Annotated in this window: 25 protein-coding genes and 1 pseudogene; 13 read left to right on the forward strand and 13 right to left on the reverse strand. The window is 36.5% G+C overall.

Features of this window, described 5'->3' with window-relative positions:
• Positions 1 to 6: 6 nt before the first annotated feature.
• The 12 genes from NSQ41_RS16115 to NSQ41_RS16170 all read right to left on the reverse strand — a co-directional run bounded on the left by NSQ41_RS16115 (position 7) and on the right by NSQ41_RS16170 (position 9,681).
• Positions 7 to 447, reverse strand: a complete 441-nt coding sequence (locus tag NSQ41_RS16115; protein WP_094244519.1) for a MarR family winged helix-turn-helix transcriptional regulator — start codon at positions 445 to 447, stop codon at positions 7 to 9.
• 226 nt (positions 448 to 673) lie between these two features.
• Positions 674 to 1,138 (reverse strand): GNAT family N-acetyltransferase, encoded by a 465-nt coding sequence (locus tag NSQ41_RS16120; protein ID WP_339210343.1) that lies wholly within the window; start codon positions 1,136 to 1,138, stop codon positions 674 to 676.
• Between the two features lie 665 nt (positions 1,139 to 1,803).
• On the reverse strand, positions 1,804 to 2,517 hold the full coding sequence (locus tag NSQ41_RS16125) for a FadR/GntR family transcriptional regulator (protein WP_339210346.1): 714 nt from the start codon (positions 2,515 to 2,517) through the stop codon (positions 1,804 to 1,806).
• Positions 2,510 to 3,571 (reverse strand): Ldh family oxidoreductase, encoded by a 1,062-nt coding sequence (locus NSQ41_RS16130; RefSeq protein WP_130157224.1) that lies wholly within the window; start codon positions 3,569 to 3,571, stop codon positions 2,510 to 2,512. The genes NSQ41_RS16125 and NSQ41_RS16130 overlap by 8 nt, the downstream gene beginning before the upstream one ends.
• 14 nt (positions 3,572 to 3,585) lie before the next feature.
• Positions 3,586 to 4,542 carry a hydroxyacid dehydrogenase gene (locus tag NSQ41_RS16135; protein ID WP_063388400.1) on the reverse strand — a complete coding sequence of 319 codons (957 nt, stop codon included), beginning with the start codon at positions 4,540 to 4,542 and terminating at the stop codon, positions 3,586 to 3,588.
• A gap of 13 nt (positions 4,543 to 4,555) precedes the next feature.
• Positions 4,556 to 5,710 carry a UxaA family hydrolase gene (locus NSQ41_RS16140; protein WP_066248079.1) on the reverse strand — a complete coding sequence of 385 codons (1,155 nt, stop codon included), beginning with the start codon at positions 5,708 to 5,710 and terminating at the stop codon, positions 4,556 to 4,558.
• Positions 5,700 to 5,993, reverse strand: coding sequence for a UxaA family hydrolase (locus NSQ41_RS16145; protein WP_242513790.1), 294 nt, complete (start codon positions 5,991 to 5,993; stop codon positions 5,700 to 5,702). The genes NSQ41_RS16140 and NSQ41_RS16145 overlap by 11 nt, the downstream gene beginning before the upstream one ends.
• A 373-nt stretch (positions 5,994 to 6,366) precedes the next feature.
• Positions 6,367 to 7,461, reverse strand: a complete 1,095-nt coding sequence (locus NSQ41_RS16150; RefSeq protein ID WP_327848808.1) for a hypothetical protein — start codon at positions 7,459 to 7,461, stop codon at positions 6,367 to 6,369.
• 20 nt (positions 7,462 to 7,481) lie between these two features.
• Positions 7,482 to 8,444 (reverse strand): ATP-grasp domain-containing protein, encoded by a 963-nt coding sequence (locus tag NSQ41_RS16155; protein ID WP_144598179.1) that lies wholly within the window; start codon positions 8,442 to 8,444, stop codon positions 7,482 to 7,484.
• Between the two features lie 90 nt (positions 8,445 to 8,534).
• Positions 8,535 to 8,738: a hypothetical protein gene (locus NSQ41_RS16160; RefSeq protein WP_063388395.1), complete on the reverse strand. Its 204-nt coding sequence runs from the start codon at positions 8,736 to 8,738 to the stop codon at positions 8,535 to 8,537.
• Positions 8,739 to 9,076: 338 nt separating this feature from the next.
• Complete coding sequence (locus NSQ41_RS16165; protein ID WP_339211646.1) at positions 9,077 to 9,286, reverse strand: LuxR C-terminal-related transcriptional regulator; 210 nt, start codon at positions 9,284 to 9,286, stop codon at positions 9,077 to 9,079.
• Positions 9,268 to 9,681 carry a response regulator transcription factor gene (locus NSQ41_RS16170; protein ID WP_339210348.1) on the reverse strand — a complete coding sequence of 138 codons (414 nt, stop codon included), beginning with the start codon at positions 9,679 to 9,681 and terminating at the stop codon, positions 9,268 to 9,270. Before NSQ41_RS16170 ends, NSQ41_RS16165 begins: the two co-directional genes overlap by 19 nt.
• A gap of 876 nt (positions 9,682 to 10,557) precedes the next feature.
• Between NSQ41_RS16170 and NSQ41_RS16175 the strand changes: the two genes are divergently transcribed.
• From NSQ41_RS16175 to NSQ41_RS16200, 6 genes are all read left to right on the forward strand, one after another.
• Positions 10,558 to 11,238, forward strand: coding sequence for a YIP1 family protein (locus NSQ41_RS16175; protein WP_339210351.1), 681 nt, complete (start codon positions 10,558 to 10,560; stop codon positions 11,236 to 11,238).
• Between the two features lie 120 nt (positions 11,239 to 11,358).
• On the forward strand, positions 11,359 to 12,636 hold the full coding sequence (locus NSQ41_RS16180; protein WP_339210353.1) for an IS110 family transposase: 1,278 nt from the start codon (positions 11,359 to 11,361) through the stop codon (positions 12,634 to 12,636).
• Positions 12,637 to 13,026: 390 nt separating this feature from the next.
• Entirely contained in the window at positions 13,027 to 13,212 is a 186-nt protein-coding gene (locus NSQ41_RS16185; RefSeq protein WP_063388392.1) for a hypothetical protein, read from the forward strand.
• An 83-nt stretch (positions 13,213 to 13,295) separates the two neighbouring features.
• A complete protein-coding gene (locus NSQ41_RS16190) occupies positions 13,296 to 13,811 on the forward strand; it encodes a stage II sporulation protein M (protein WP_066248075.1) in 516 nt (171 codons plus the stop codon).
• 15 nt (positions 13,812 to 13,826) lie between these two features.
• Complete coding sequence (locus NSQ41_RS16195; RefSeq protein WP_339210355.1) at positions 13,827 to 15,563, forward strand: hypothetical protein; 1,737 nt, start codon at positions 13,827 to 13,829, stop codon at positions 15,561 to 15,563.
• Positions 15,564 to 15,576: 13 nt separating this feature from the next.
• The gene (locus NSQ41_RS16200; RefSeq protein ID WP_339210357.1) at positions 15,577 to 16,308 is read left to right on the forward strand and encodes an ABC transporter ATP-binding protein; all 732 of its coding nucleotides are present in this window, start codon (positions 15,577 to 15,579) and stop codon (positions 16,306 to 16,308) included.
• Between the two features lie 588 nt (positions 16,309 to 16,896).
• On the opposite strand, the gene NSQ41_RS16205 is transcribed toward NSQ41_RS16200, so the two are convergent.
• Entirely contained in the window at positions 16,897 to 18,051 is a 1,155-nt protein-coding gene (locus NSQ41_RS16205) for an MFS transporter (protein ID WP_066248068.1), read from the reverse strand.
• 1,067 nt (positions 18,052 to 19,118) lie between these two features.
• Between NSQ41_RS16205 and NSQ41_RS16210 the strand changes: the two genes are divergently transcribed.
• The 7 genes and pseudogenes from NSQ41_RS16210 to NSQ41_RS16240 all read left to right on the forward strand — a co-directional run bounded on the left by NSQ41_RS16210 (position 19,119) and on the right by NSQ41_RS16240 (position 25,305).
• Positions 19,119 to 20,759 (forward strand): AAA family ATPase, encoded by a 1,641-nt coding sequence (locus NSQ41_RS16210; protein WP_066248067.1) that lies wholly within the window; start codon positions 19,119 to 19,121, stop codon positions 20,757 to 20,759.
• Positions 20,760 to 20,777: 18 nt separating this feature from the next.
• Positions 20,778 to 21,224, forward strand: coding sequence for a hypothetical protein (locus NSQ41_RS16215; protein WP_066248066.1), 447 nt, complete (start codon positions 20,778 to 20,780; stop codon positions 21,222 to 21,224).
• Between the two features lie 8 nt (positions 21,225 to 21,232).
• The gene (locus NSQ41_RS16220; RefSeq protein ID WP_066248063.1) at positions 21,233 to 21,445 is read left to right on the forward strand and encodes a DUF2997 domain-containing protein; all 213 of its coding nucleotides are present in this window, start codon (positions 21,233 to 21,235) and stop codon (positions 21,443 to 21,445) included.
• Between the two features lie 3 nt (positions 21,446 to 21,448).
• Positions 21,449 to 22,162: a helix-hairpin-helix domain-containing protein gene (locus NSQ41_RS16225; RefSeq protein WP_158640202.1), complete on the forward strand. Its 714-nt coding sequence runs from the start codon at positions 21,449 to 21,451 to the stop codon at positions 22,160 to 22,162.
• Positions 22,162 to 22,785: a 4Fe-4S single cluster domain-containing protein gene (locus NSQ41_RS16230; protein ID WP_066248060.1), complete on the forward strand. Its 624-nt coding sequence runs from the start codon at positions 22,162 to 22,164 to the stop codon at positions 22,783 to 22,785. Before NSQ41_RS16225 ends, NSQ41_RS16230 begins: the two co-directional genes overlap by 1 nt.
• Before the next feature lie 1,389 nt (positions 22,786 to 24,174).
• Positions 24,175 to 24,359 (forward strand): annotated as a pseudogene (locus NSQ41_RS16235) (hypothetical protein); the annotation flags it as partial.
• A 16-nt stretch (positions 24,360 to 24,375) separates the two neighbouring features.
• Positions 24,376 to 25,305 carry a hypothetical protein gene (locus tag NSQ41_RS16240; RefSeq protein ID WP_339210359.1) on the forward strand — a complete coding sequence of 310 codons (930 nt, stop codon included), beginning with the start codon at positions 24,376 to 24,378 and terminating at the stop codon, positions 25,303 to 25,305.
• The last annotated feature ends 151 nt before the right edge of the window (positions 25,306 to 25,456 follow it).

Below are 25,456 nucleotides of genomic sequence, written 5' to 3' on the forward strand. Positions count from 1 at the left end.
GATGCATTAGCGATCTGTTTTTTGCAAATAACGAACGATTTCTGCCAATAAAGTTTCCAGAAATTCATATTTATGATCGCTTCCTAAACACTCTTTTATTTGCAAGTCAATTTTCTTGTAGAGTTTTTCATCACCTTCGACAATGTTCTTTCCTTTTTCTGTAACACTTACATAATAAACTCGTTTGTCCTCCTGCGATTGTATTTTTTCTATAAGGCCCATTTTTGACAGCTTTCTAATCATCGCTGAAACAGCCGGCTTCGTCAGGTTCAAAGCTTTTGCCACCTGAGAAAAATTGGGTTTCCCCATATAGTAAATAGTCGTTAAATAATAGTAGTCATTGCTGCTGAAATTTTTAATCTCCGCCTCCGTCAAATGCATATGTAAATTTTTAATCGATTCCCTCCACAAATAATTTGCAATAAACGCAATGCTGTCTTTAACCATAAAATCCCCCAATAAATAGTTAAATATATTTAATTAAATATATTTAACTATTTACCGTTATTTTTTGTCAATCACAAAAAAAATTTCCCCAAACATAAGCGTGGGGAATAGCACTTGACAAAATCTGAATTCTTTCTCGTTTTAAAACATTATCTCATTCGGTTTCATATGCGCACAGTGATTGCATGATTCTTTGGTGGAGACCGAAAATTGGCTGGATAAAATTTTAGCTAGGAAAAAACTGTCTAAAACAAATTTTTTTCATCACAATTCGATTGTTATTCACAGCATAACCATTTTTTCTGTAGAAGCTTTCTGCAAGTCCTCCAGTGGATGTTAAGAGGTAAATGCTTTTAACTTGTTTCTTTTGTAAATCTTTCTCTAAATATTGGAGAAGCTTAGAGCCATAGCCTTTACCTTGAATTTCATGATTGATGCATAATTCCGCTAAATAAAAAGTTATTCCTTGATATGTTTTCTTGCTGTTCCCTGCTATAAAACCAATGGGAGTTCCATCGATTTCCCAAAAAAATCCTGTGAATTTCGGAGTATGCAGCAAATCTGTAAGCCTTTCTTTAGCCGTTTCATATGTCCAGCTTTCATTCCAAGGGTCACGATTAAAAACTTTCATATATAGTTCAATACATTGTTCCAAATGTTTTGCCGTCATTGGTGCAATTGTTTCTGCCACAAAAAATTCCCCCTACAGTAAATAGTTGGGGAGTGCATCCTGACTCCCGTCTTTTCGAAAACACTCCCCATTAAACTATTCGATTTGGTGTTGCCAACACAGAAAACTTCCTCTGTTGTTTTTGCTTACCATTTCTATCTATTTTAAATCTTAAAATCATTTTAATAGAAAATGGCCTTCATGTCATTTGCGGATTCTGGTCTTTTCGGCTAATTTTGTTTATACTTCCGTTTCATTTTGTACATCTTTCGTAAAATCTTCAGAATTTAAATAGCCTGGTTCTAGGATAAGTTCCTCATCATCATAAAAAAATCCAGCGAACGGATACCGCTGACGGACTGGCTGCACAGCCTATGCTTATAATTAAGAAGCTTAATAAATGAAGGTGAGGTGAATTTTTCCTGCTGGCAGCTCTGCCTTTTTCCTTTCAAAAAACAGCCAATTCCAAATAGCACAAGAAGAATCTCAATGAATCTCGGAAAAAATGGCGCCTGACAATATATTTTTGCTATAAAAATCAGCGAAACGGCAAGCGTCGGCGCTAAGGCACATCAGTTCATATATAAGGGTGATAGAGTTTTGCTTTTCATTTAACGATAAGAGGCCGAACAATACAGCGGTGAACCCGTCGATTTTTTCTCGGAAATAAACTTAAATGTCATATGTTAGCCGTTATCCCTCTTGGCGTTTTCTAAAGTCTGCTCGACACTTTGCAAATGCTTCTCCATACTTTTCCTTGACCTAATTATGTCGCGTTTTTTGATCATTTCGACAATTTCTAAGTGCTCCAGCCACGAATGGTGCATCCGATCAGGTATTTTAGATGTCTCCACCCTGATATTGTTAAAAAGGCTAGTGAGACTGTTCATTATCCGATAAGCAATTGCGTTCTTGGAAAGCTCCGCAATTCTAATATGAAATTTGTGATCTCGTTCAGACAATATCTTTTCATTCACTTTATTTTCGCTGATTAATTGTACAGTCTCTCTCACAAACTGATACAAAACGTCAATTTCCGAATCGGATGCCCGTTCAACAGTCCATACTACCGCTTGCGTTTCAATGAGCATTCTTATTTCAAATAAATCTGCAAATTGGTCGCTTTTGACAAAGTAATGATTGGCTAATTGAGCTAAATTATTCGTTCCATCCGCTACAAAAACGCCATTCCCCTGTTTAATTTCAATAAATCCGAGCGTAGAGAGAACTTTGTAAGCTTCCCTTATTGTATTTCGACTCACATTTAATTTAAGAGAAAGCTCTCTTTCTGACGGCAGCTTTTCCCCGGGTTTCAGCTTATTTTCTTGAATAAGTGATTTCAATTCTTCAACAATCTTATTCGGAACAGTGGAACGATCAAAACGAATATTTTCAAACATAATGATCACCTGTGGTAGGAAATTCCAAATGCAACTGATTAGCCAGCTGCACTAAATCCTTTTCCACTTCCTGAGATAAATGAATACCACAATGTAATTTATGAATATAAGATTGTTCTCTTCGTTCCCCAGGGTACAAAATTGTATGGACTTCTTCTTTTTTAGGAACAGCTTTCATTTCCAAAAGCATTTTTTGCAGAAGAGAGGTAAATTGATCGACAGGCATAAATTTTTCTATATCGATTAAAATAAAAAAATGCCCTACATTTGCTATTTGGCCGTTATCGTCATATATATTTTCGACATGTGGGCCGTAAGCAGCACCTGTTAATAGCCCTGTTAATATTTCCACTGCCAAAGCCCAGCCATACCCCTTTACTCCTCCCGAAGGAAGAACGGCTCCGTTTAATGCTTCTGCAGGATCTTCCGTATCATTGCCTCTTTGATCGATTGCCCAGCCTTTTGGAATGGCTTTTCCTTCCTTTGCCGCTTCTATAATTTTGCCTCTTGCAACGACGCTTGCAGACATATCAATAATAACATCCGGTCCGTTTTTGACTGGAAAGCCAAATGCTATCGGATTCGTTCCAAAGAAAGCTTTTTTGCCTCCCCAAGGCGGAATCCCAGGCGGAGAATTTGTCATCACAATTGCTGCAAGATTTTCATCGCAAGCTGCCTTGCAATAATATGATGCACATCCAAAATGATTGCTTTTTCGAATGGCGATGGCAGCAACTCCCGTTTCTCTTGCTGTTTTGATTCCCTCTTTAATGCCATAATATGATGCAATCTGGCCCAATCCGTTATCTCCATCGACAGTTAAAATGGATAACCCTTTTTTTTGTATTTTTATGGACGGGGTCGGATTAATCCGCCCCTCTTTTAAACGTTTTGAATAGATCGGCAATCTGCTGATTCCGTGGCTTGTGATACCTTCAAGATCTGCCCTTATTAATGAATCTGCTACAACTTCAGCATTCTCTTTTTTAACGTTTTGCTTCACCAAAACATCTTCAACAAATTTTTTTAGAGCTTTCGCATCATAAACAGTCAAACTTCACTCACCCTTTAAAAATCAGATGAAACTAAAAATAGTGATTCTTTTCCCTCAAGTACTTTCATAATTTCATCTGAAATAATGTTAGTGATTCGTTCTTGGGACTCTTCTGTTAATCCAGCAATATGCGGAGTTACAGTAATCTTGCTGCTGTTTAATAGAAAATAGTCTTTTTCGACCGGCTCATTCTCAAGTACATCTAAGTAAGCACCAGCTATTTGCCCGGATTCCACCGCCTTGAATAAGGCGGATTCATCAACAATTCCCCCGCGAGAAGTGTTGATAATAATTGCATTTTTTTTCATTAAGTTAAATTCTTTCGTACTAAGTAAATTTCTTGTTTCATTCGTTAGCGGAACATGAATGCTTACAAAGTCGGACTCTTTTAAGACCTCTGCTAATTCAACCTTTGTAATCCCCGTTTCAGAAAAAGGATAATCGAATTCTCTTATATAAGGATCATAGCCGATCACTTTCATTCCAAATGCAATGGCTCTTTTAGCAAGCCTGTGGCCAATCTCTCCCGTTCCGATTAATCCCAATGTTTTCCCGTATATCTCATTTCCCGTAAATAATTTCCTATTCCAATTTCCTTTTTTAACGTCTTCTCCGGCTTGTATGATAGGCCTCGATGCCGTTAAAATAACGGCCATAACATATTCTGCTACTGAAACCGAATTGGCATTTTTGGCGGAGACGATTTTTACATTACGTTGTTTTGCTGCAAGTAAATTTATATTATCAAGCCCGACTCCTAATCTGCCGATTACCTTTAATTTTTTCCCTGCATCCAGTATTTCCTGATCAACAATTGTCTGGTTTCGAACGACTAATGCGTCTGCATCTATTATTTTGTTTATTAATTCCTGTTTATTTCTCCATAAATCCGGATTGTATTCGACCTCCGCTATTTTCCTCATCCTGTTAATCCCGGATTCAGGCATATATTCAGAGATTAGTATTTTCATTACTTTCCTCCGCTCATGCACTGCGATAAAGTTTCGTCAAAACAAATTCTCTATGCCCTAATGTTTCCGCTGCAGTTAAACGTCCGTTTATTGTTCGGATCAAAATATCAAGCAGCAAATCGCCAGCCTGCTGGAGATTATATTCCCGTTTCAATAATCCTGTAACGTCTACATCGATATGCTCTGACATAGTAGAAACTGTAATTGGATTTGCCGAAAGCTTAATAACGGGTACTATTGGATGACCAATTATATTGCCTTGACCGGTAGGAAAGAAATGTACGACCGCCCCTCCAGCTGCCATTAAAGTAATGCATTCAGCTGCTGCAGAGGAGGTATCCATAAAATTCAATCCCGCTTTTACTGGAGCCTCCGCAGGTCCTAAAGCATCAACCACCGGTTTTGTGCCTGTTTTTTCGATATTGCCGAGCGCCTTTTCCTCAATTGTTGTGAGGCCGCCTCTTATATTTCCTTCTGTCGGCTGGCTGCCAAGCAGATCAACACCTTTTGATGCGATTTCTTCAACATAGTTTTGATAAAGGCTTAAAAATTTTTGTTTTACTTCTGGAGTGGCACAACGCTCTGCAATTAAATGCTCGCCGCCAGTTAATTCGGAGGTTTCACCGAACAAAACAGTTCCGCCTTCGTCGATTAAACGATCAACTACATTTCCTACCGTAGGGCATGATCCTAACCCGGTTGTCGTATCCGACTCTCCGCATTTAATACTCACTAAAATTTCTGATAATTCCACAGGCTCTCTGCGAATTTCAGAAGCATCCTGCAGAAATTTTTGTGCTGTTCGAGCTGCTTTTTCAATCGTAGACAAATCGCCATAACGTTCAATTGAAAATCCAGCTACCGGCTTGCCTGTTTTTTGTACCTCCTCAACAATTCGATTTGTCCAGTTAGGCTCAATACCAATCACAACAACAGCTGCTACATTTGGATTAGAACAGTTGCCGATAATCGTTTTAAAAAACAAGTCTAAATCCGGCCCATATTGTAATCGCCCGTATGCATGCGGGATCGCTAAAGTACCAGGAACAATTTTAGCAACCGCTTCTGCTGCCGCATTAGAAATGTCATCGACAGGCATGATCACTACATGATTCCGAATACCAACTCTTCCGTTCTCTCTGCGATAACCCCAAATTTTATTCTCCATATTTCCACCTCGCCGTTTTTAAATTATGAGTATGAACATAGCTCCCTTTATAGATTTTTTTTGTAGTTACACCAATCGGTACGCGATATTCAATTACTTTGCTGTTTTCATCCAAATCCACTAAAGCAATCTTATGACCAAGAGGAATAAAATCTCTAGACTTTACTGAAACAACTGAATCGTCTTCCAAGATGACCCCTTGGATTTGCTCGCCTGCTTCAATGTCTTCTATTGCGACTCCCACAGAATCGCCGACATTATGTACTAAAAACTTGTGTGACACTATGAACCACCCCTCCATTTCCTTTTTTACAACGCATTTGGTTCAGACATTCAATGGTCCAACCAATTTCTTTAAATTAAATAAAAACAGGCCTTGCACGCCTGAAAATATATTATTTCCAAGCATTGCAAGGCCCTTCAGTTGTCTGATCGAACCTAAATTATTCCTATTGATTTACTGCGGTTTAAAGATTACCATGGATTGAATTTTTTGTCAATATTTTTTCAAAAAAAATCAATTAAATTATGTTCAAGATTGGCTCCGTTCCGGGAATAATCATTCAAAAATTCCACTCTTGCAATCTTTTCAACAACTCGAGAGCCGTTTATGGCGAATCATTAAGTTATGATTTTCATAAAATGGCGAAAAATCGTTACCGTTCCAGAGCCCGTTCCGCCTTGTCCAGCCGCCTTATATGCTTGATTCCGAGGGAAGTAATGAAAATCAGCTGATAGAAAAGGTTCAGGAATAACAACAACGGCGCAGGCTGTAAAAAGAATAAAAGAACGTCTTCAAACGGCCTTGTGAATATGATAGCTGACCACCAAAAAATGAAATACGTATATAAAATCCAAATAAAGATATGAAAGGCAATCCGCACAAAAGCATAGAAGGAAAGCCAATTAATTTTCAATTTCTTTAGTTGATCTATTGCATTTTTCCACAAATTCGGCTCATTCAATAGATCAACGATCATCCAGTAGCCGTCTCCAGGAAGCAGCGGGAAAATCGCAAACAGCATTCTAAACATATGAACAATAAGAAAGGACCAAATCCATGGTGAAAGCTGTGCAAAGCATAAGCCGATCACTGATGTTAATCCGCATACAATCAAATCTGCCGTAAAGCCCGCGATGTTGATCCGCATGCGCTGCCATTTTGATAGCTTCCAAGCTTCATTGCAAACAATGCTAAATAACGGGACAGGCCCGGACCATTGAACAGAAATGGAAATGTTCCCTGTACGCGGCATTGTTAATAAGTGCCCAAGCTCATGGATGAGGACTGAAAATGTTAAAACTCCGGCGATGATCCATTGACCTTTTAGATCGGTGACGAGAAAAAATGGAGTGTTGATCATGAACAAAACGGTGCTGATGATCGAAATCAAAACAGCACCTGCGGTAATCCAGTTAAACCATTTACGCTCCAGCCAAGGATTGTAATAGGTTATGAGCGGCTTTTGATCCGGCTCAAAATCAGATTGTTTTTCTTCAATAAGGGAAAAGGCTGCATCCTTATCGATGCCTAACTTTTCAAGAAATAGTAAAATTTCCTTCTCCGATACTTCCATTTTATCTGCAATAGAAGATATAGGCTCTTTGTTTGCCAACTGCTCCAACAATTTTTTTGAATAGTTATCTATTTGCAATAAAAGTCCATCCGGTCGTTCAATCCAGTACCGATCTTCTTTTATCTTTCCTATTTTGTATACTAACGGTTTTTGAAATGACTGTGAGTAATTCACAAATACTCCCTCTCCAAACGTCAGTTTCTCACTTTCAGTTTATTTTCCTCTTTAAGAATGGCTTGTTGGATCAAGTATGAAGCCAGCTGGGAAACAATTGAAACAGGGGCAACCCGATCGAATCCTTCGAACATTGGGCTTGGATTACATTCAATGCATATAACAGAACCGTCTGGACGTAGTTTTAAATCAATTCCGCTGAAAATAAGCCCTAATGTTTCGCATGCCTCTATACATAACTGAGCGATCTCTGGCGTTATCTCAAAGGGTTTGACTTGATGGGCGCCTTCACGATAATCAATTCCTTCTCCCTCAATGATAAATGATGCGATGACTTTTCCGTCCAGGACAAATACACGTACATCCTGGCCTTGTATGTATTCTTGGAATTGCACCGGTGCTGTGCTCAATGCTTCTAATCTTTCAGGTTTTTTATCTTCCTCTGTCAATAGACGGCACAATGCTCCTCCAGCAACGGGTTTATAGATGACATCGCAGTTATGGCTGAATTCCAAAACTTTTTCCGGATTGCTGGTTACTAACGTTTTAGGAACGGGAATACCTGCTCTTCTTAGACACTCAAGGTGATAAGGCTTTGCAAAATGAATGAGCAGTGTATCAACAGGATTGACGATGAGTCTGCCGAAGTAAGAGGAAGATTTTAACCAAGACAGCCAAGCAGCATATCTCTCCCGCTCCGCCGCATATGCCAAAAATCCATTCTCCTTGATTTGTTCCTTTATTTGAGAAGTATCGAATGCAGGAGTAGGAACAAATAATGCTCTCAAAAAGTAAACGTTCGTTTCCGATAAATCACGGTTTTCATAATGGCTGTCTTCACCGCCAAAGCTTAAGGGGTAGGGGACATCCGGCGAATTATCTAAAATGAATGCTTGGGCGCCTTGTCGAACCAATTCCTTTTGTAAATAAAGACAATGCCTTTCAAATTGTGAACCGATAATACCAACAGATACTTCCGCCATTTCGCACCTCCGATGAAATAAATGAGAATTTTCCGAATTTTAGCGCCCCAGAAAACATTCTCTGGGGCGCTTGTCCAACTTTTGCAAAACCTATTTTATAAAACCGCCTTCTTCGCCAAGTGCATATGTGGTAACAATTGGCCCGCCTTCTTCCCCGATAGCTTGAGTTGTATATCCTCCTTCTTCGCCTAAAGCTAACGTTGTGGCATATCCCGGATCCACAATAGGGCTCACAAATAACGGAGAGCTAGATTGCCTTACTTCCAATTCTTCAATAAACAATTTCTTTTTCATTTTTGATTCCTCCTATTCAAAATATTAAAAAATTTTCTGTTTAAAAATAACATATTTACCTTTATCTTCCTATAGATAAAATGTCCTATTCTGAATAGTGCTTAAGAATGAAATTGAGAGAACAAATAGGTCTTTTTGCTAAATCCTCCACCTAGAAAAGTCAAGTTTATACATTTCGGCTTTAAAAAATAAGAGAATCACTATGTTTGATAGACACTCTCACACACGGTACAGCGGTTTTGTTGTTTAAAGCGCAATTGAGTTCAGACACAATATCTATGTCTTGAATACCTACATGCTGGAATGTAGGCTTCCGATTTGGACAAAATATATCGATTTTAAATAGTTTTTAATAGTCCTAGTTTTATTCCTTTTACCACTGCACCAACTCTTGAGTACACATTCAGCTTTTTAATAATTGATGAAACATGGTGTTCGACCGTTCTTCTGCTTACCATCAAAATATCACTGATCTCTGCGTTCGTTTTATCTTCAGAAATCAGCTTTAAAATTTCTAACTCAGTTTTGGTTAAATAGTGATCTGATATTCTATTTTTTTTCTAGGAATGATATTGTTGCCCAAAAAACTTTGTCTGATCGCATTTGCAAGTTCTGTAGCAGAGTTTTCCTTCGTAATGAACGCATAAGCACCGGCATGATAAGATGCGTCAATATATTCATCATCGTTATAAGCTGATAATATGACAATCTTCAGATTCGGATAGCTTTCGATTAATTTCTTTGTCAACTCAATTCCATTGTAGCCTTTCATTCTTATGTCCATTACCACAACATCCGGATGATTTTTTGATATTGCTGCATTGATGCCGGCAGGGTCGCAAATGGTATTTACAACTTCAAGATCTGATTCGTGTTCTAATAATTGTTTGATTCCTAACAAGACTAGTAAGTGATCATCTACCAGTAGTACTTTAATTTTCATTTCAATCATCCTAATCTCGGCAAAGTTATCAGGAAGTTACAATGCCCAGTTCTGACTGCATTTAAGCGTAGCCATCTTCTTCGAAGATTTTAGATCGTCACTCACCCTAATTGATTTTTTCGGAAAACTCAATATAAACACCCTTTTATTTTTAAAGCATTTTATAAGTCTAAAAAATATTGAAGAGAACAGATGTGAGAATAATTCACAAAATTTCCATTAAAAGAATTTCAATTAGAACAGAATGTATTTAGACTAGCTTCACTAAAATCAGATGTACATTGGCACCAGCATAAACAATTAGCGATTATAGACTAAAAGCGTATACACATCTCGAAAAAAATAATCTTCGTTTCCAAATCATTTTCCTCTAAAGGCGCAACAGTTTAAAGATGCCTTTTTTAAAGCTTAGAGCTAAACAAGTGTTTTTCCAAAAACTCATTTACTTTTCCGTTAACTGTCCGTCTGTTTTTCATATATACACAAGTGAGAGAACACATCCAAATCCAATCTTTTCTTTTGCGAATGCAAAGTTCAGTGAATCCTATCGATTCTCGCTTTTTATCCCTCCTTCAACTAGTATTTATAGTAAAAATTTTACAATAAATGACAGTTTTTTTCATTGTTTTTTCTAAAAATAGGTATTTTCCACATCATTTTTTGTGGAAAATACCGATGTTTTTTTAGAAGATTTGTAATATATTTTGAATTAAGAAGAAGAAATTGTAAATTCTACCAAAAATATATCAATTCTTCTCTTCTCTCTAAAACTTTAAACAACAAGCCGGAGCATTGTGATCATATGAAATATTGACATTGTTTTTTAGCAAATAAATATCTAAAACTCATTAAATTATGTAAGCAGGTGATTTGATAATGCGTCTTGAAGAGCAAGAGCAATTGGTAAGAAACCCTAGTCATGTTTTTATCAAAAGGATATTTTATCCATTTAAAATCATTTATTCGCCGCAAAAAACTTTATTGAACATACATAATGAAAAAAAACTAGGAATACTAGCTACTTTGACATTAGTTATATTGTTTGCCGCAATAAGTATTGTTATAAGTCAAAATTTATTGGAATCCGAATATATAGCAGATCTTTTAGGAAACAATCCATCACAATCGTTTAAAAATGCTCTTACTATTTTTGCTGCAATTATGCAAGTCTTCTTATTTTTCGTTAATATTCTTTTACTTGCAGCCTTAATAAAAATAGTTCTCTCCATCGTAAAATTGAAAGTAAAATTCAGGGAATTATTGAGATTTGTCATCATCGCTCAATCCCCTGTTGTTTTGGGGCTCGGTATAAAATACATGTTATCTGATCCGTCTCAATATCATATTCCTGTCACCAGCTTGGCCTACCTATTTTCAGGATTAAACATGAATCAATTTGTGCAAATATTTTTATCGAAAATTGAATTATTTAATTTGTGGTCATTATTTCTAATTTGTTTAAGCTTAACAATTGTTACAAAGCAGTCTTTAACAAAGATAGTTTCCATATTATTTCCAGTAACAATTATATTTAACACACTAATTGAACTTATTTGAAAGGAGCATTCCTGTTAGAAGTTTTTTCGGGGACTTGAATAAAAAAAGCCCTCTTGGTATGATTCGGGGGTGTCAATCGGATGAATTGACCCCTAATTTGGATACCAAGGAGGACTATACATGAATTCTATCTCAAACAAGAAGATTAATCAAGTCACCGATCAAACGCTCGTCGTTGGCATGGATATCGCGAAAAAGAAGCATTATGCCTGCTTTGTGGATGAGCGAGGGAGGGTGCTAAAAAAATCGTTTCCCGTTCCGCAATCCAGAGAAGGGTTGGAATGGTTGTACCAGTGCATCGTGAAAGCGATGGAGGAATTTGAAAAAACGGAAGTGATCGTTGGCATCGAGCCAACGGGACATTATTGGCTCAATCTCGCTTACTTTCTTGACGAGAAGGGCATTCCTCTCGTCATGACAAACCCGATGCACGTGAAGCGCTCCAAAGAGCTGGACGACAATCTTCCAACCAAGCATGATGCGAAAGACGCGCTCGTCATTGCCCGGTTAGTGAAAGACGGCCGATTCAGCTATCCGCGTATTCTGAAAGGGATGGAGGCCGAACTGCGCACAGGGGCGACGTTTCGATCCAAACTCGTGGAAGAGCAGGGGGCGGTTCGAAATCAGATGATTCGCTGGCTCGATCGGTATTTTCCGGAATTTACGCAAGTCTTTCCGTCGTTTGGGAAAATGGCGCTCGCTGTGCTGGAACAGACGCCGTTTCCGTCGGATTTAGCAGGGAAAGAGATCGAAGAGGTTCTCACCCTTTACCGGCAAAGCGAGGGATTACAATCGCCACAAAAGCCGAAAGCGAAGAAGCTGATGGAACTGGCCCAACACTCCATTGGCGTAACGGAAGGACAACAGATGGCCCGTATCGAAATCGCCACACTTGTCCGCCGGTACCGCCAATTGGAGGAGGAAATCGAGGCACTGACCCAGCAACTAACGGAACTTGTGCAAACATCCGTGGAATACGAATGGCTCAAAACGGTTCCGGGCTTAGGGGATGCGACTATCGTGGAACTGTTATCGGAAATCGGGAGTTTTTCCCACTATCAGGATCCGCGCCAATTATTGAAACTTGCGGGCCTGACACTGCGGGAGCATTCCTCCGGCCAACACAAAGGGCAAAAACGGATCTCGAAGCGTGGAAGAAGGCGGTTGCGCGCCCTCCTCTTCCGCGTGATGATGCCGATGATCCGCCACAACGAAGCGTTTCGACAGTTACATGAATATTACACGACACGGCCCGATAATCCGTTGCGCAAGAAGCAATCCATTGTGGTGTTATGCGGGAAATTACTGAAGGTACTGCACGCTGTGTGTACGAAGCACCAGGCGTTCGATGCGAAGCGAATGATGCAGGACATCTTTGGTCTCGAAACGGCGGCTTGATGCCTGCATGCCTTGTGATTCCCTAGACAACAAGGATGACACGGAGAAGCTGGCACGATATCATCCATTCGACCTTGAGTCCCTAAAGGAGCTTAGCCGGCCTCTGCCTGATGACTAGACCGAACGAAGGAATGTAGGCACAAGGATGCCCAGAGACATGGGAGGGTTCGTCATCATCAGCGATGCAGAGATCCAAGGTGCATCACATACATTTACCACCATTACAACCAAATTAAACCAGTAGTGGCAGCGAAGCGCACCCATCCAATGTCATATATATACAGATTTGAGAAACAAAGTTAGAAAACGTGTCGAAAAAAATTTTTTTGACACCCCTGAAATGGCTACAACCATTGATATATCAACATTTATAGAGGGAGGTGAATTATAATGTTGGAACTTGATCTTTTAGTTGCTTATGGCATTAATGAAACTACTGCAAATACTATTGCCGCATTTTTGGACGCCGGTTTAGGAATAGCTTCATTCTTGACATTGATAACCGGAGCAGGTCTCACATTAAAAGCCTTGCAGATAGCTCTAAGAGCCGGAGGCAAAAAAGCTGTAGTAGCATAATGTTTTTAGGATAGGATAGAGAGCCGTTAGTCTTTCTCTATCCTACCTTCTATTTAATTTAAGAAAAAGTTAGCGAGTGAGTGATGTTGAACTATTTTTCCCGTCTACGAAACACTTTTATCCTTTCTGCCATTGTATTTGGCATAGGTTTAATTATTGGGGTCATGATAATTTTTTCGACTTCGCCTCAAATGGAGGAGGCAGCTGAGCTCCAAAGAACTTATAAAGCTGGCTGGTACTCAGTGTATTCTATTTTTTTAAATAATATACTTGTTTGTCTAGTTTTAATGCTGGGTTTATTTACATTTGGGATTCCTACGTTTATTTATTTACTCTTTAATGGCATATCTATCGGAGCAGGTCTAACTCATCTTATTTTATCTGATCAACCTTTATTAAATATATTTTTAAAGGTTATACCTCATGGAATATTTGAAATCCCCTTTTTTTTATTAGCAGGAGCTATCGGCTTTTTAGGATTTACATTTTATTTTAATAGAAAATATGGGTTGAAATTTTTATTAAAACATGTCGTAATGGTAATTATAGGAATCCTTCTAGCTTCCATTGTAGAGGGATTGATTACATTAAATTTATGAAAGTCGGGAGTCAAAATGAGAGCAGCATGGATTAAATGGAAGATTTATATAAGATGGAAAAATCAATGGAGTAAATTTTTAAATAGAAGAGGGTATTCAGGATATATATTTGCGATCATAGCTTTTTTTCTTGATGTCATAGAGGCTATTTTTTATTTTTTTTCTGCATATGCTGTATTAAAACTGGTAATTATGAATGAATTTTTACATACAGCAACGACAGGTGCGCCATTTTTGGACTTTTTATTGCAAAAAATTTCCCAAATTAACAACAATGTTTATATTCTCTGGCAGTTTTATTTTGTATATGTAATAGTTTTCTCTGTTATTGCTGGCATAAAAGCTTCCAAGTGGAATTTAAGCTCAATGGACAAGGAGTGGCTGCTGTCACATTTTAAATTGAGTTTAAGTAAAGCCAACTCTATGGTTATTTTCGAAACAATCTGCTGGAACATAAGAAGTTTCATCATACATATTTTAACATTGCTTTTTAGCTTATCATACGCAATCGGTTTAAACATATCTATGGTAATTGGATTAACACTGCTCAGCTTTTCTTTATATTTGTTTGTCAGCATTGCTGTCTCTTTTTCGCACACATTTTATGTATACAAGTTTATAATAGAAAAACCTTTCGTAAACAAAGTAGCCAAAATTGTCATATCAAGAATGATCATATTTTCTATAGGCTATTTTTTCGCTGCAAAGTTTACAGGATGGCTTATTGATATTCCCTTTATTAAAGAAAATCCCACATCCGAGTCATTTGAAAAATGGTCTAACAAAGGTTGGGAAATTCTGTTTGACAGTGTAACGACGATCAAAATCAATTTAAGCTTTTTTGATATTTTCACTGCTAATTCTCTATATACATATATTGGCACGATATTGATGTGTATGTTTACTATGGTATTTTACTTGTTATTTATCATTCTTTTTAAAGAAAACCCCAACAGGCGATCAGCGGAGTATTTTGATCGGCTGCCTTCCCCGTTATTAAAAGTGCCGTTTTTAAAGAAAAAAGCTTTTACGATTCTTTTATTTATTAGATCGAGCTTTTTTCAAAAGAGGCTTCCGTATATGTTTGGCGATTTCGTTTATTGGTTTTCTGTTGGCATATTTAGCGGATTGCTCGCCAATTTAGATGATGAGTACAAAGTGCAGCAATTAGTATTTTCATTTTTTATTTTGTACCATATTTATTTTTTGGCGGAACGTCATTATCAGCATTTCATAGGGGGAATGGCCTTAGAAAGTGATGGCACCAATGTCTTAATTTATTTAAATGCTGGAAAAAATCTTTGGTATGTATTTAAACAAAAGTTTTTTGTTTACATCATCACGTTAATTCCTTTAATCATAATAGGTGATTTCATTGTTTATATACTCACTCCCATTTCATTAACTACTATTATATGGTTGCTCTCAATGCAAATTTTAGCTTTAAATGCTTTTGGCGCTTTAAATTATATTTCCAGCGCCTTCTATCCTCATTTTGAATTTCGAAACGCTGAAGAATTGAATGAATTTGGCGATAAAAAAATGGTCGATTCTATCTTAGATGCAATGTCTTTATTTATCATACTTCCTAGTATGACAATCCCCATGGTTTTATTTATCATGGGTTATTTAACAAAATCACAATATTTGTTCATCAATCCTATTTTTCTTGCTATTTATCTATTCGGAATGCTCTTTATATCACTTTTATTAGTAAAAAGAAAGCTAAATAAAAAACAATTTATTTATTAGGAGTGAAAATCCAGTGGGAGCAGCATCTTCTGATTATTTATTGAAAGTCCATAATCTGACCAAAATTGAAAATGGGAAAAAAATATTAGATCAAGCAACGTTTGAAATTGCTGAAAATAAAATTGTCGGATTTCTCGGACCAAATGGAGCGGGGAAAACCACAACCTTTAGAATTTTATCTGAATTGACCGGCTACGATGATGGAGAAATTTACGTCAATGGTGTAAAACTGTCAGATCTGGATCGAAAAGAAATCATGTTACTTCCTGATGCCCCATTATTATTTTCCGTGCTGACCGGAAAAGAATATTTAAAATTCATGAGCGAGTTATTAAATTTTGATATAGACAGTCCGGAAATTAAAGAAATGCTCCAGTTATTGGGATTATTAAATTCCTTAAATAAGCAAATTTTCAATTATTCGCTTGGGATGAAAAAGAAACTCAATCTTATTCCATTATTAATGAAAAAACCGAAGCTGCTTTTGCTAGATGAGTATTTATCAGGAATTGACCCTGTCAGTATGAAAGATATTAAAAACATCTTAATTCAATACGCACAAAATGGATGCAGTATTTTTATGTCTACACACCAACTAGAGGTTTGTGAAAGATATTGTGATTCAATTATTTTAATTTCCAATGGGAAAATATTAATAAATAATATATCTATTTCCGAGATCAAAGAGACAGCTAGCAGTCTTGAGGAATATTATTTAAATGTATTTTCAACTGAGGAAGGATGAGGAATGTGTTCAAATATATTGGGGATATACTTCTCTTTATACTTTTTGCATTTGCCTTTTATTACGCAATTAAGGGATGGAAAGAAAACCGAAGCGAAAGTATATGGTATCTCATATTTAGTTTATTTATTTTGGGAGGAATCATCGTTAGATTTATATTTTAAATCGCTACCATTGCAAATAAATCCGATGATTCCACCACACTAACAATGTTCAAAAATGATAAAGTAACCCTTGGAAAAGGTGGTTCCTATTCGAAAAGTTACACTTAATCGAACAATAAAATGAAGTTCTTATCAAGTTAAGAAAACCATGGGGAAAAATCTTTCATGCACCACCGATCAAACGAAAAACTTTACGTTGAGTGGTTTGAATTAGCTAACTGTCTTCCTAGCAAAAAAAGCATACATAGTGGCTCAAAATCAAATCGCAGTATGTTCCCGTCTGCTTCACCTTAATTCATTAAGGAGACGATACAAGTCAAGTTTCAATGACTTTCGGGACAATCCCATTGTGGAAAAAGAATCCTTATTTTAGTCATAAATATTCACTATGATTCGGCAAGGAAATAATACTGTTTTGTTCATATCATAATTCAGAAACTTTCAATCTCCCTGGGGTTCTTCCTGCGAGAAATAAATTACTTAATAGTGCCAAAATGATTGTTCCAATTGTTAAAAAAACGACACCATGCCATCCGTAATTTTCCCATAAAAGGCCGGGAATCCAACCGCCAAGGCTTCCTCCTAAATAGAAAAACACCAAATATAAAGACGTAGCAGCTCCCCGTGAATCGGCGGCCATATCTGTCACATAAGCTGTTGTTGCTGATTGAGAAGCAAAATTTCCGAGCGTCAACAATGATGATCCCACAACAAGCGCAGGAATCGTTGGCCAAAGCGTTATGAAAATACCGATTCCGCCAAGAATATGCCCCATACTCATTGTCCAACGCCGGCCAATCTTATCAGATATCATGCCGGCTATAGGAGCGGAGAAAATGCCGAACGCATATGTAGCATAAAGCAACGAAATTTGTGTATTGCTTAACTGAAAAGGAGGTTGAGCAACATAAAAAGGAATATATGTGAAAAAGCTAATAAATGCGAAGAATTGCGAAAAACCTATAGTGAATGTACCTATCAGAGCAGGATTTTTAAAATGTATGCCAAAACTTTGTTTCTTCCTTTCTCTTTGATAGTTAGGTTTAGGGAGATATTTCCAAACTAAAAAAGCAACGACCATGGAATACACCGCGATTATTGAAAAAACAGTCCTCCAGGAAAATGTGTCGGCTATCGGTCCAGAAATAACCCGTCCCAGCAATCCGCCCGCCACATTAGCACTTACATATACTCCCATCACTCTTCCACGTTGATTTAGAGGAAATTCTTCAGATACATATGCCATCATCACAGCCAAGATGCCAGGTATGATGAGACCATACATACATCTCCAAAATAAAATTGATGAAAATGATTCACTAATGTAAATCATCATACTCGGAAAAATTAATAATATACTTGCAAAAAGAATAACTTTTTTTCGATCCCATTGGTCCAATAATTGAGCAAATACAAAAGATGACACGGCTAATGAAATAATGGTAATCGAAATAGCTGAGCTTGCCGTTGCTATCGATATATTAAATTCTTGAGTCCACAACGGGAGTAGAGGCTGTGGTGCATAAAGAACAATGAACGCATTTGCTGTAGCTACAAAAATAATGAATAAACGTAACATATAGTGACTACTCCTCCGCTATCTTTTATTGTTGAAGTCATCTTTTTAAATGTTTACTGAGAGCATCGGCCGGTTCATATTCAATAATGCAGCCTATACAATGAATGACATCCTTATATGGAAAACAAATTACCGAGGATGAGAAGAGTTCTTTTCGTTTAACAAAAAAGTAACTCTTTTAAATAATTCGAGATACGAAAGAAATATCCTTCATTTTTTTATCCTCACGCCTCTTTCAATCTATAATCGTTCCAAATATATAGAAAAAAGAACAGCCAACCATATGAATGCGGCTGCACTTTCGAATCCTATTTAATAGAATCTACTTTTTTCGAAAATACAAATTCAGAGTCGCCAACGCCACTTATTCTATAAATCGTATCATTTTCCTCAAGAACAATATTGTCTCAGCCAATTCACTTGAAATAACTGTTACTATCAGAGCCTGTATCAACCAATATCCGATTGTATTTGATAATTGAATTTTGAGCCACTCCGATCTAACTTTGCAACTGGTAAATCTGCATAAATCTTGATGTCAAAAAAGCTTCCTTGTCTTATAATAGGCATAGGGGGTCAACCTTAAGTCGATAGATTGTTTGGCCGCTTACTTATTTCGACATTTTCGGGAGTACTTCTTATTTAGTGCTTAGAAATCTTTGAGTCTGGATGAATAATATTTATAAAATTCATTCAATTTATTATTTTTAGTATTGTTCAAAATTAATGTAATATTAATGATGAAGAGAAAGGTAAAATTACAATACTAAACTCATACACTTGCTTAAATGCCTTGAACAAGAAACTAATTACAAAGCTTTGATTTATTTAGACTGCTAGCTTTTATCAGTATGGGAAACTTATTTGATATACCCAAAAACGGTTAATTCCAGTAAAAATATCCAAAGTTAAGGTAAAAGAAAGTCATTCCAAAATTATCTAGGTAAGCTACCTTTTATCACGGATTCAGGTATCTATAGGATATATGGGTAAAGATATATTTTAAACATTACAACTGCTTATAAAATTCTTAATAACCCAAAAATCTAAAGGAAGAAGGGAAAGCATTGAATTACTTATTAAAGCAAAAAAGATTTGTAGCTAATTTGTTTAAAGCTAGATTCCCATTTATATATATTCCAACTTGGGAAGAGCAAAGAGCACTAGCACTTATTAATGACATTGCCTATGATCAACAGTTGATTAAAACAACAAGAAAATTATTTACTTGGAAGATTACGGAAGGGATTGTAGGAGAGGGTATACGTAAAGACGATACGAAGGTTCCTGTAAAAGCATTAGAATTTATTGAAAAGTATGATGAGCCCGCTATTTTTGTACTGCAAGACTTCCATGTTTATTTTGGTGATCAAGGAAGATTACCAGATCTTCTTGTGATAAGAAAACTACGTGACATTGTAATGAGTTTAAAACAAAGTGTTAATCCAAAGAATATTGTATTTTTATCTCCAATTCTTAAATTACCGCAAGATTTGGAGAAAGATATTACAATTGTTGATTTTCCTTTACCAACCTTTACTGAAATGAAGCAACTGCTTGATGAAATGATTGAAGTAAACCGACAAACAGGAAGAATTGAAATTAACTTAAATGAAGAAGAAAAAGAAAAACTCGTAAAAGCATCATTGGGTTTAACACTTTCGGAAGCCGAAAATGCCTTTGCACGGGCAATGGTTGATGATGGAAAATTATCAATCAAGGATGTTGAAGTGATCCTTCAAGAAAAAGAACAAATCATTAAGAAAACAGGGATACTAGAATTTATATCGAGTAATCTTAATATGGATGAAGTCGGTGGATTAGAAAATTTAAAACGTTGGTTGAAAAAAAGAGATAAATCTTGGTTAGAGTCTGCGCAACAATATGGTTTACCAGCTCCAAAGGGTGTGCTCATTACAGGTGTTCCAGGTTGTGGTAAAAGTTTAATAAGTAAAGCGATTAGTGGAATGTGGCAGCTTCCATTACTGCGATTAGATATTGGAAAAGTGTTTAGCGGCATTGTTGGTAGTAGTGAAGAAAATATGAGAAAAGCGATTCAAACAGCTGAAGCCATTGCTCCTTCCATCTTATGGATTGATGAAATCGAAAAAGGATTTAACGGAACTAGTTCATCTGGAGATAGCGGGACAAGTTCTCGTGTTTTTGGACACTTTTTAACTTGGATGCAAGAAAAAGAAAAATCCGTATTTGTAGTTGCCACTGCAAACAATATATCGGCACTTCCTCCTGAAATGTTGCGAAAAGGTCGATTTGATGAAATTTTCTTTGTTGATTTACCAACACATAGAGAACGTATTGAAATCTTCCGAGTTCATTTAAAGAAAAGATTAAATAACCCAAGCGTAAAAGGTAATTTTGAAATTAGTACTGAAAACCTGGAAAAATTGGCTGACATGACGGAGGGGTTTGTAGGAGCAGAGATTGAACAAGTTGTCATAAATGGATTATTTGAGGCATTTTATGAAGAACGAAGTGTTCAATTTAGTGATTTTGAAAAAGTTTCGAAATTAATTGTACCACTTGCGGTGACACAGGCTGAACAAATTAAAGAGATTCGTGAATGGGCTAGTGTTAGAGCGGTTGCGGCTACGCCTAGAGAAGATCGAGCGGAGTATTGCGAATCAAATAGCTCTAACATGGATATGGATATTAAGTCCACTCGTGGCGGTCGTGCGATTGACTTTTAATAGAAGTAGGTGAATGAATTGAGCATTGAACTTTTGTTAGTTCCAATTGGTATTGCAACAATTAGTTCGATTAAAGCCTTTGCAAATCAAAAAAATGATTCCTTTATCATTCCAACGATTATGAAGAAAGAAGATTTACTTCAAAAATCGATTGAACAGTATGGTTGCAAAGTGACAAAATTGACTGAACAAAATTACCAAACGACAATTGAAGATCTTCAAATTTATTTTCAACTAACTGAACAGGGGTATTTTGAAGCGATATTTAACAATAGTGTTGACACACAAGCTGCCATGGAATTTATTGAAAATTTACAGACAGAATACAAATATCTAATACAACAAGAAACTTATCAACATTTACTTAAACAAGCAGCAGAACATGGCCTACATCTGGAATCGGAAATTATGCAAGAAGACCGAACAATTGTTTTAACTTTTAATGTCAACAATATTTCTAAATAGGTGATGCTATGGGAACCAAAAAAATACAGATCAAATTGACAGAAGACGGTAAAATCTTTGCGGAAACAATTGGCATGAAGGGACAAGAATGCATCAAGTATATTGACCTTTTGGAGAAACTACTCGAATCGGAAACAGTTGATTCAAATTATAAAGAAGAATATTTTCAATTTGAAGAAACTATAACTGAACAAAATAAATTGAAGCTAAAGGAGGAGTGAATGATGCGGAGTATAACCGAGAAGGGGATAGGTTGGGAATTACGTAACTCCATCTGGATGCTATGGGTCTTTTTCCCTTTTGCTTTTTTTAATTATATTTCTTTTTTCTATGCAGCTTTCAGAGTAAGACAAAGAAAATGGTTTTTTGCAGGACTCATATATACTTTACCTTTTATCATATTTTTAATTGCAGAAGAAGGACATTTCTTATTTGATATCGCGTTTGCATTAGCACTTATTAGTTGGGTTTCTTCCATCTTTCATGTTTTTAGAATTAGACCTGAATATTTACTCCGTCTTGAATCACAGCAAAAAGTACAAGAAAAAAATTTAAAGCAATTAAAAGAAGCTATTGCGAAAGAACATATCCTTGAATCGAATGATGAACAGCAAGTGATTTCTCCAAAGGAAGAATTTATAAACCCAATGCAGCCATCAATTGAAAACGAAAGCGTAAGTAAACGAATCGATGTCAATCATGCTTCAGCAGATGAAATTGCAAAGGTACCTGGGGTTGGATTGATTTTTGCGAAAAAAATACTTGCAGAGAGAGAAAGGGTAGGATTCTTTCAAAATTTCGAACACTTTATCCAAGTTCTTGGGATTAAGCCTCATGTAGCTGAAAAAATGAGACCATATTTACAGTTTAATACTGACGATAATAATCAAGGAAATCAAAAGAAAAAAATGGAACGAGGAAGAGTTGTGGACTTTTGATGGAACTGTACATACATCGTTATATTCCAGTTACTGAAGTGGAAGGACCAGGCAAAAGATTTGCAATTTGGGTACAAGGTTGTTCAATTCGTTGTAAAGGGTGTGCCGTTCCTTGGACTTGGGTAAATGAAAACGGTACAAAAATGAATGTGGAGAATTTATTTGAATTCATTAAAGATAGTAAAGAGCAAAACGAGATTGAAGGCGTCACATTTCTTGGAGGAGAACCGTTTGATCAAGCTGAAGCCTTAGGGGAACTAGGAAGAAAAGTGAAACAACTCGGCTTAACAGTTATGACATTTACAGGGTATTTATATGATGATTTGAAAAAACAAAAACAAAATCAACAGCTGCTATCAGTGACAGATTTGCTAATCGATGGACCTTTTATCGAAGAAAAATTAGATTTAAGCCGTCCTTGGGTTGGTTCATCCAATCAAAACTATCATTTCCTCACGGATGTTTATAAACATTTAGAAACGAACTTTCATCAATTTCAAAATAAAATTGAAATTCGAATTTCTCAAAATGGTACAATCTCAGTGAACGGAATGGCAACGAAAGATACATTGAAAGAAATATTGAATCAGCACACTTTTAAACGTATCCGATCAAATACTTAATTTTTATTTGTTAGGTGCACTTGATAAAGAAACAATAGATAATCCCCTACCTTTCAGGTACCGTCAAAAATTTTGTGTAATACAAGATAGATAGGGGGTCTCTGAAATGGATTTGGAATGTTTCTCCACACGGGGCTGTCCAGAAAATCAAATCCCCATAAAAAACAAAAAATCATAAACATCGATATATCAACGTTTCTAAAACATCAAAGGGGGCGTCAATAAGTAGTAAAAACGACTTATTAGACACCCCCATGTGGAAAGTGGGAATCCTCCTATTTTTTTGATTTGCATTATTTAGTTCTTCAAACATTTGCTCGAGGGCTGCTTGTACTTCGGCCAATCCTGGCAACTTTCGCTCTGCCCATTTCTCATTAGCTGATACAGGATTAATTTACCAAATCCTCAATCATAAGGGTGTGGTTGCCAGGTCATTTTCACCTAGGCAATCGATTACTTTCTCGTATACCAACCGGCGGCAGATGTTATTGCGAAGCTTTATAATGCAGGATGATAGGCTTATTTTTTTCATTGTTGCTTTATATAAACTAATTTCACCAGTTGTATGTTCGGAGTCTGCGGAATCAGCCACAAAATTTTCATTTAATGATATAGTCCAAATCTCTTCGTTATGTCTCATTAAAACAACAGCAAGAGTACCAAACTGAGTAATATGATCCCAGTAAAATAATTTCCTTTTTACCATTTATGAGTAACAGAAATTCCTTCTGAATGGCTCACAACCTCAACGTTATTTCCTTGCCATCGACCATGGATTTCAGCCCCGACATAATAATAGAACCTTCCGTTTCCGCGATCACCATAAGTCCAGATAAATTGTTGAATCGTATGATCAACGGTTTTATATGTAACGGCGGCAATAACATTCGCTAACTATTCCACTTTAAAATTCCCCATCTGTTTTATAGGGAAGCCTTTCTTTTGGACGAGACAGAATTCCGTAATAAGACCTCAAGTAAACGGCATCCCCACTCTAATTGATAATACATGTTTAAAATCAGGCGATATACTTATGATATTTTTAACTTTTTTACCCTTTGCAACAAACAATCCCTCATTGACCACTTATTCCATCCAATTTCTGGATGATGTGTCTCAAACCCTAGGATATTTTACTTAAAATAGAAAGTTTTAGGTAGATTATTTAAATTTTTCCTTATAATCATTTAACTATTTATTTAAAAAGCCGATTATAAATAATGAAATTGTTTGGTTTTCAATTTAATTATCACTTTGATGACTATTGTGTGCAGAAAAGCTTTGCGGAAGACCAACCAAACATGAACTCTGCAAGTTCCGATTTTTGCAATTACGGGATATCTGGAAGTAGGTACGCTTTTTACATAGCATTAATCTGGCCCAAACCCGTACTACTATAGTTCGTTTGTTGATACTTTAAAAAAACAACACAACGCAGACTGGAAACTGGCGATTTTAACTATGGCAATCACATTTTAATCGTCGATTTAAAAACAGGTAAATCAATCGATTTCTTTAGTGCGTTGAATTTTTACTATGGAAGCAAAGTGGAACCATTGCCTTCCATTAATTAGATAGGAGGGAATAACCGTGAAAATTGATCTTGGATATATCGGAGCAATAGTCGCTCGAAATAGAGCCAAAATGCCACCCGTACACGAAATCAAAAATCCATTGGCCGGACAACAAGTGGAAGTCATCCGAAACGGACAAGCCTATAAACTTACGATTTCGGATGAAATCAAACAAGTTCAAGGCTTGATGGCCATACCGATGGAAAAGTTTTTTCACGTAGAAAACGCTGACCCTTCTGATATTTTCTCTTATCGGCCAAAGGATCAATGGCTTGTGTTCAGCCAATATTTATATGAATCCAAATACTTTGATTCGCTAAGTAATGAAGAAGTAAAAAAAGTAGAATCCATCTTACAACACATAACGGACGGAGTAGATAGTTTGTCGCCATATCTAGGGATTAGCCTTTTTGGAATTAGTAAAGAACAACAGCATTCTTATGAAGCCCATCTTGAATTGGCTTCTTCAACAGCTGCACTTCAATACTTCAGTGATACGTTTTTAAGCGGTGATGTAAAAAAAGGATTTGATCAACTGATTCAAGATTATGTCCGCCACAATACGAAAATAGCCATAAATCACCAATCGGTAGAGGAGCGATTCATCGCAGCACGAGCCAAAATCAGGTCACTAAATGCTCCTTTAACATACCAACAAAGCCGTGAGCTGTCCATGACGAATAAACTTGGGAAAACGGTATATACACAAGCAGAAATTGAATCAGTCATCAAAAATTATCAAGAAATGTTTGAGAGCATTCAAAATGAAGAAGATTTGTCTGGAGTGCTTGCAAAAGCAAAAGAACAACTGCTTTCATTTGCTACGAAAGGCATCTCACCAAGGGATATAGATTACCAATTGGCAAGAGATTTTGTTGCACAGCGTGCCGATGACACATTCAATCGAATTGAAAATTACTGGCGTATGTTATTGCAAGAAAAATAAATTGTTCATTTGATCCGTGTTAAAAGATAGGGGGAAGTTTTTGTACTTTTTAACAAAAGTTGAGCAAAATATTGAAAAAGCTCAACCAACAGAAAATTGCTTGCAATGAAAATTACCGCTTAATAACTGAAGAAATCAATAATCTGCTTTC

The sequence above is a fragment of the Aeribacillus sp. FSL K6-8210 genome, from assembly GCF_037963925.1.
Taxonomy (GTDB): domain Bacteria; phylum Bacillota; class Bacilli; order Bacillales; family Aeribacillaceae; genus Aeribacillus; species Aeribacillus composti.

Coding starts and splice junctions, on each gene's coding strand:
- NSQ41_RS16220 (WP_066248063.1), top strand. CDS start 21,233: ATGGGAACCAAAAAAATACAGATCAAATTGACAGAAGACGGTAAAATC.
- NSQ41_RS16160 (WP_063388395.1), bottom strand. CDS start 8,738: ATGAAAAAGAAATTGTTTATTGAAGAATTGGAAGTAAGGCAATCTAGC.
- NSQ41_RS16180 (WP_339210353.1), top strand. CDS start 11,359: ATGAATTCTATCTCAAACAAGAAGATTAATCAAGTCACCGATCAAACG.
- NSQ41_RS16175 (WP_339210351.1), top strand. CDS start 10,558: ATGCGTCTTGAAGAGCAAGAGCAATTGGTAAGAAACCCTAGTCATGTT.
- NSQ41_RS16170 (WP_339210348.1), bottom strand. CDS start 9,681: ATGAAAATTAAAGTACTACTGGTAGATGATCACTTACTAGTCTTGTTA.
- NSQ41_RS16195 (WP_339210355.1), top strand. CDS start 13,827: ATGAGAGCAGCATGGATTAAATGGAAGATTTATATAAGATGGAAAAAT.
- NSQ41_RS16185 (WP_063388392.1), top strand. CDS start 13,027: ATGTTGGAACTTGATCTTTTAGTTGCTTATGGCATTAATGAAACTACT.
- NSQ41_RS16230 (WP_066248060.1), top strand. CDS start 22,162: ATGGAACTGTACATACATCGTTATATTCCAGTTACTGAAGTGGAAGGA.
- NSQ41_RS16225 (WP_158640202.1), top strand. CDS start 21,449: ATGCGGAGTATAACCGAGAAGGGGATAGGTTGGGAATTACGTAACTCC.
- NSQ41_RS16190 (WP_066248075.1), top strand. CDS start 13,296: ATGTTGAACTATTTTTCCCGTCTACGAAACACTTTTATCCTTTCTGCC.
- NSQ41_RS16125 (WP_339210346.1), bottom strand. CDS start 2,517: ATGTTTGAAAATATTCGTTTTGATCGTTCCACTGTTCCGAATAAGATT.
- NSQ41_RS16140 (WP_066248079.1), bottom strand. CDS start 5,710: ATGGAGAATAAAATTTGGGGTTATCGCAGAGAGAACGGAAGAGTTGGT.
- NSQ41_RS16155 (WP_144598179.1), bottom strand. CDS start 8,444: ATGGCGGAAGTATCTGTTGGTATTATCGGTTCACAATTTGAAAGGCAT.
- NSQ41_RS16135 (WP_063388400.1), bottom strand. CDS start 4,542: ATGAAAATACTAATCTCTGAATATATGCCTGAATCCGGGATTAACAGG.
- NSQ41_RS16115 (WP_094244519.1), bottom strand. CDS start 447: ATGGTTAAAGACAGCATTGCGTTTATTGCAAATTATTTGTGGAGGGAA.
- NSQ41_RS16205 (WP_066248068.1), bottom strand. CDS start 18,051: ATGTTACGTTTATTCATTATTTTTGTAGCTACAGCAAATGCGTTCATT.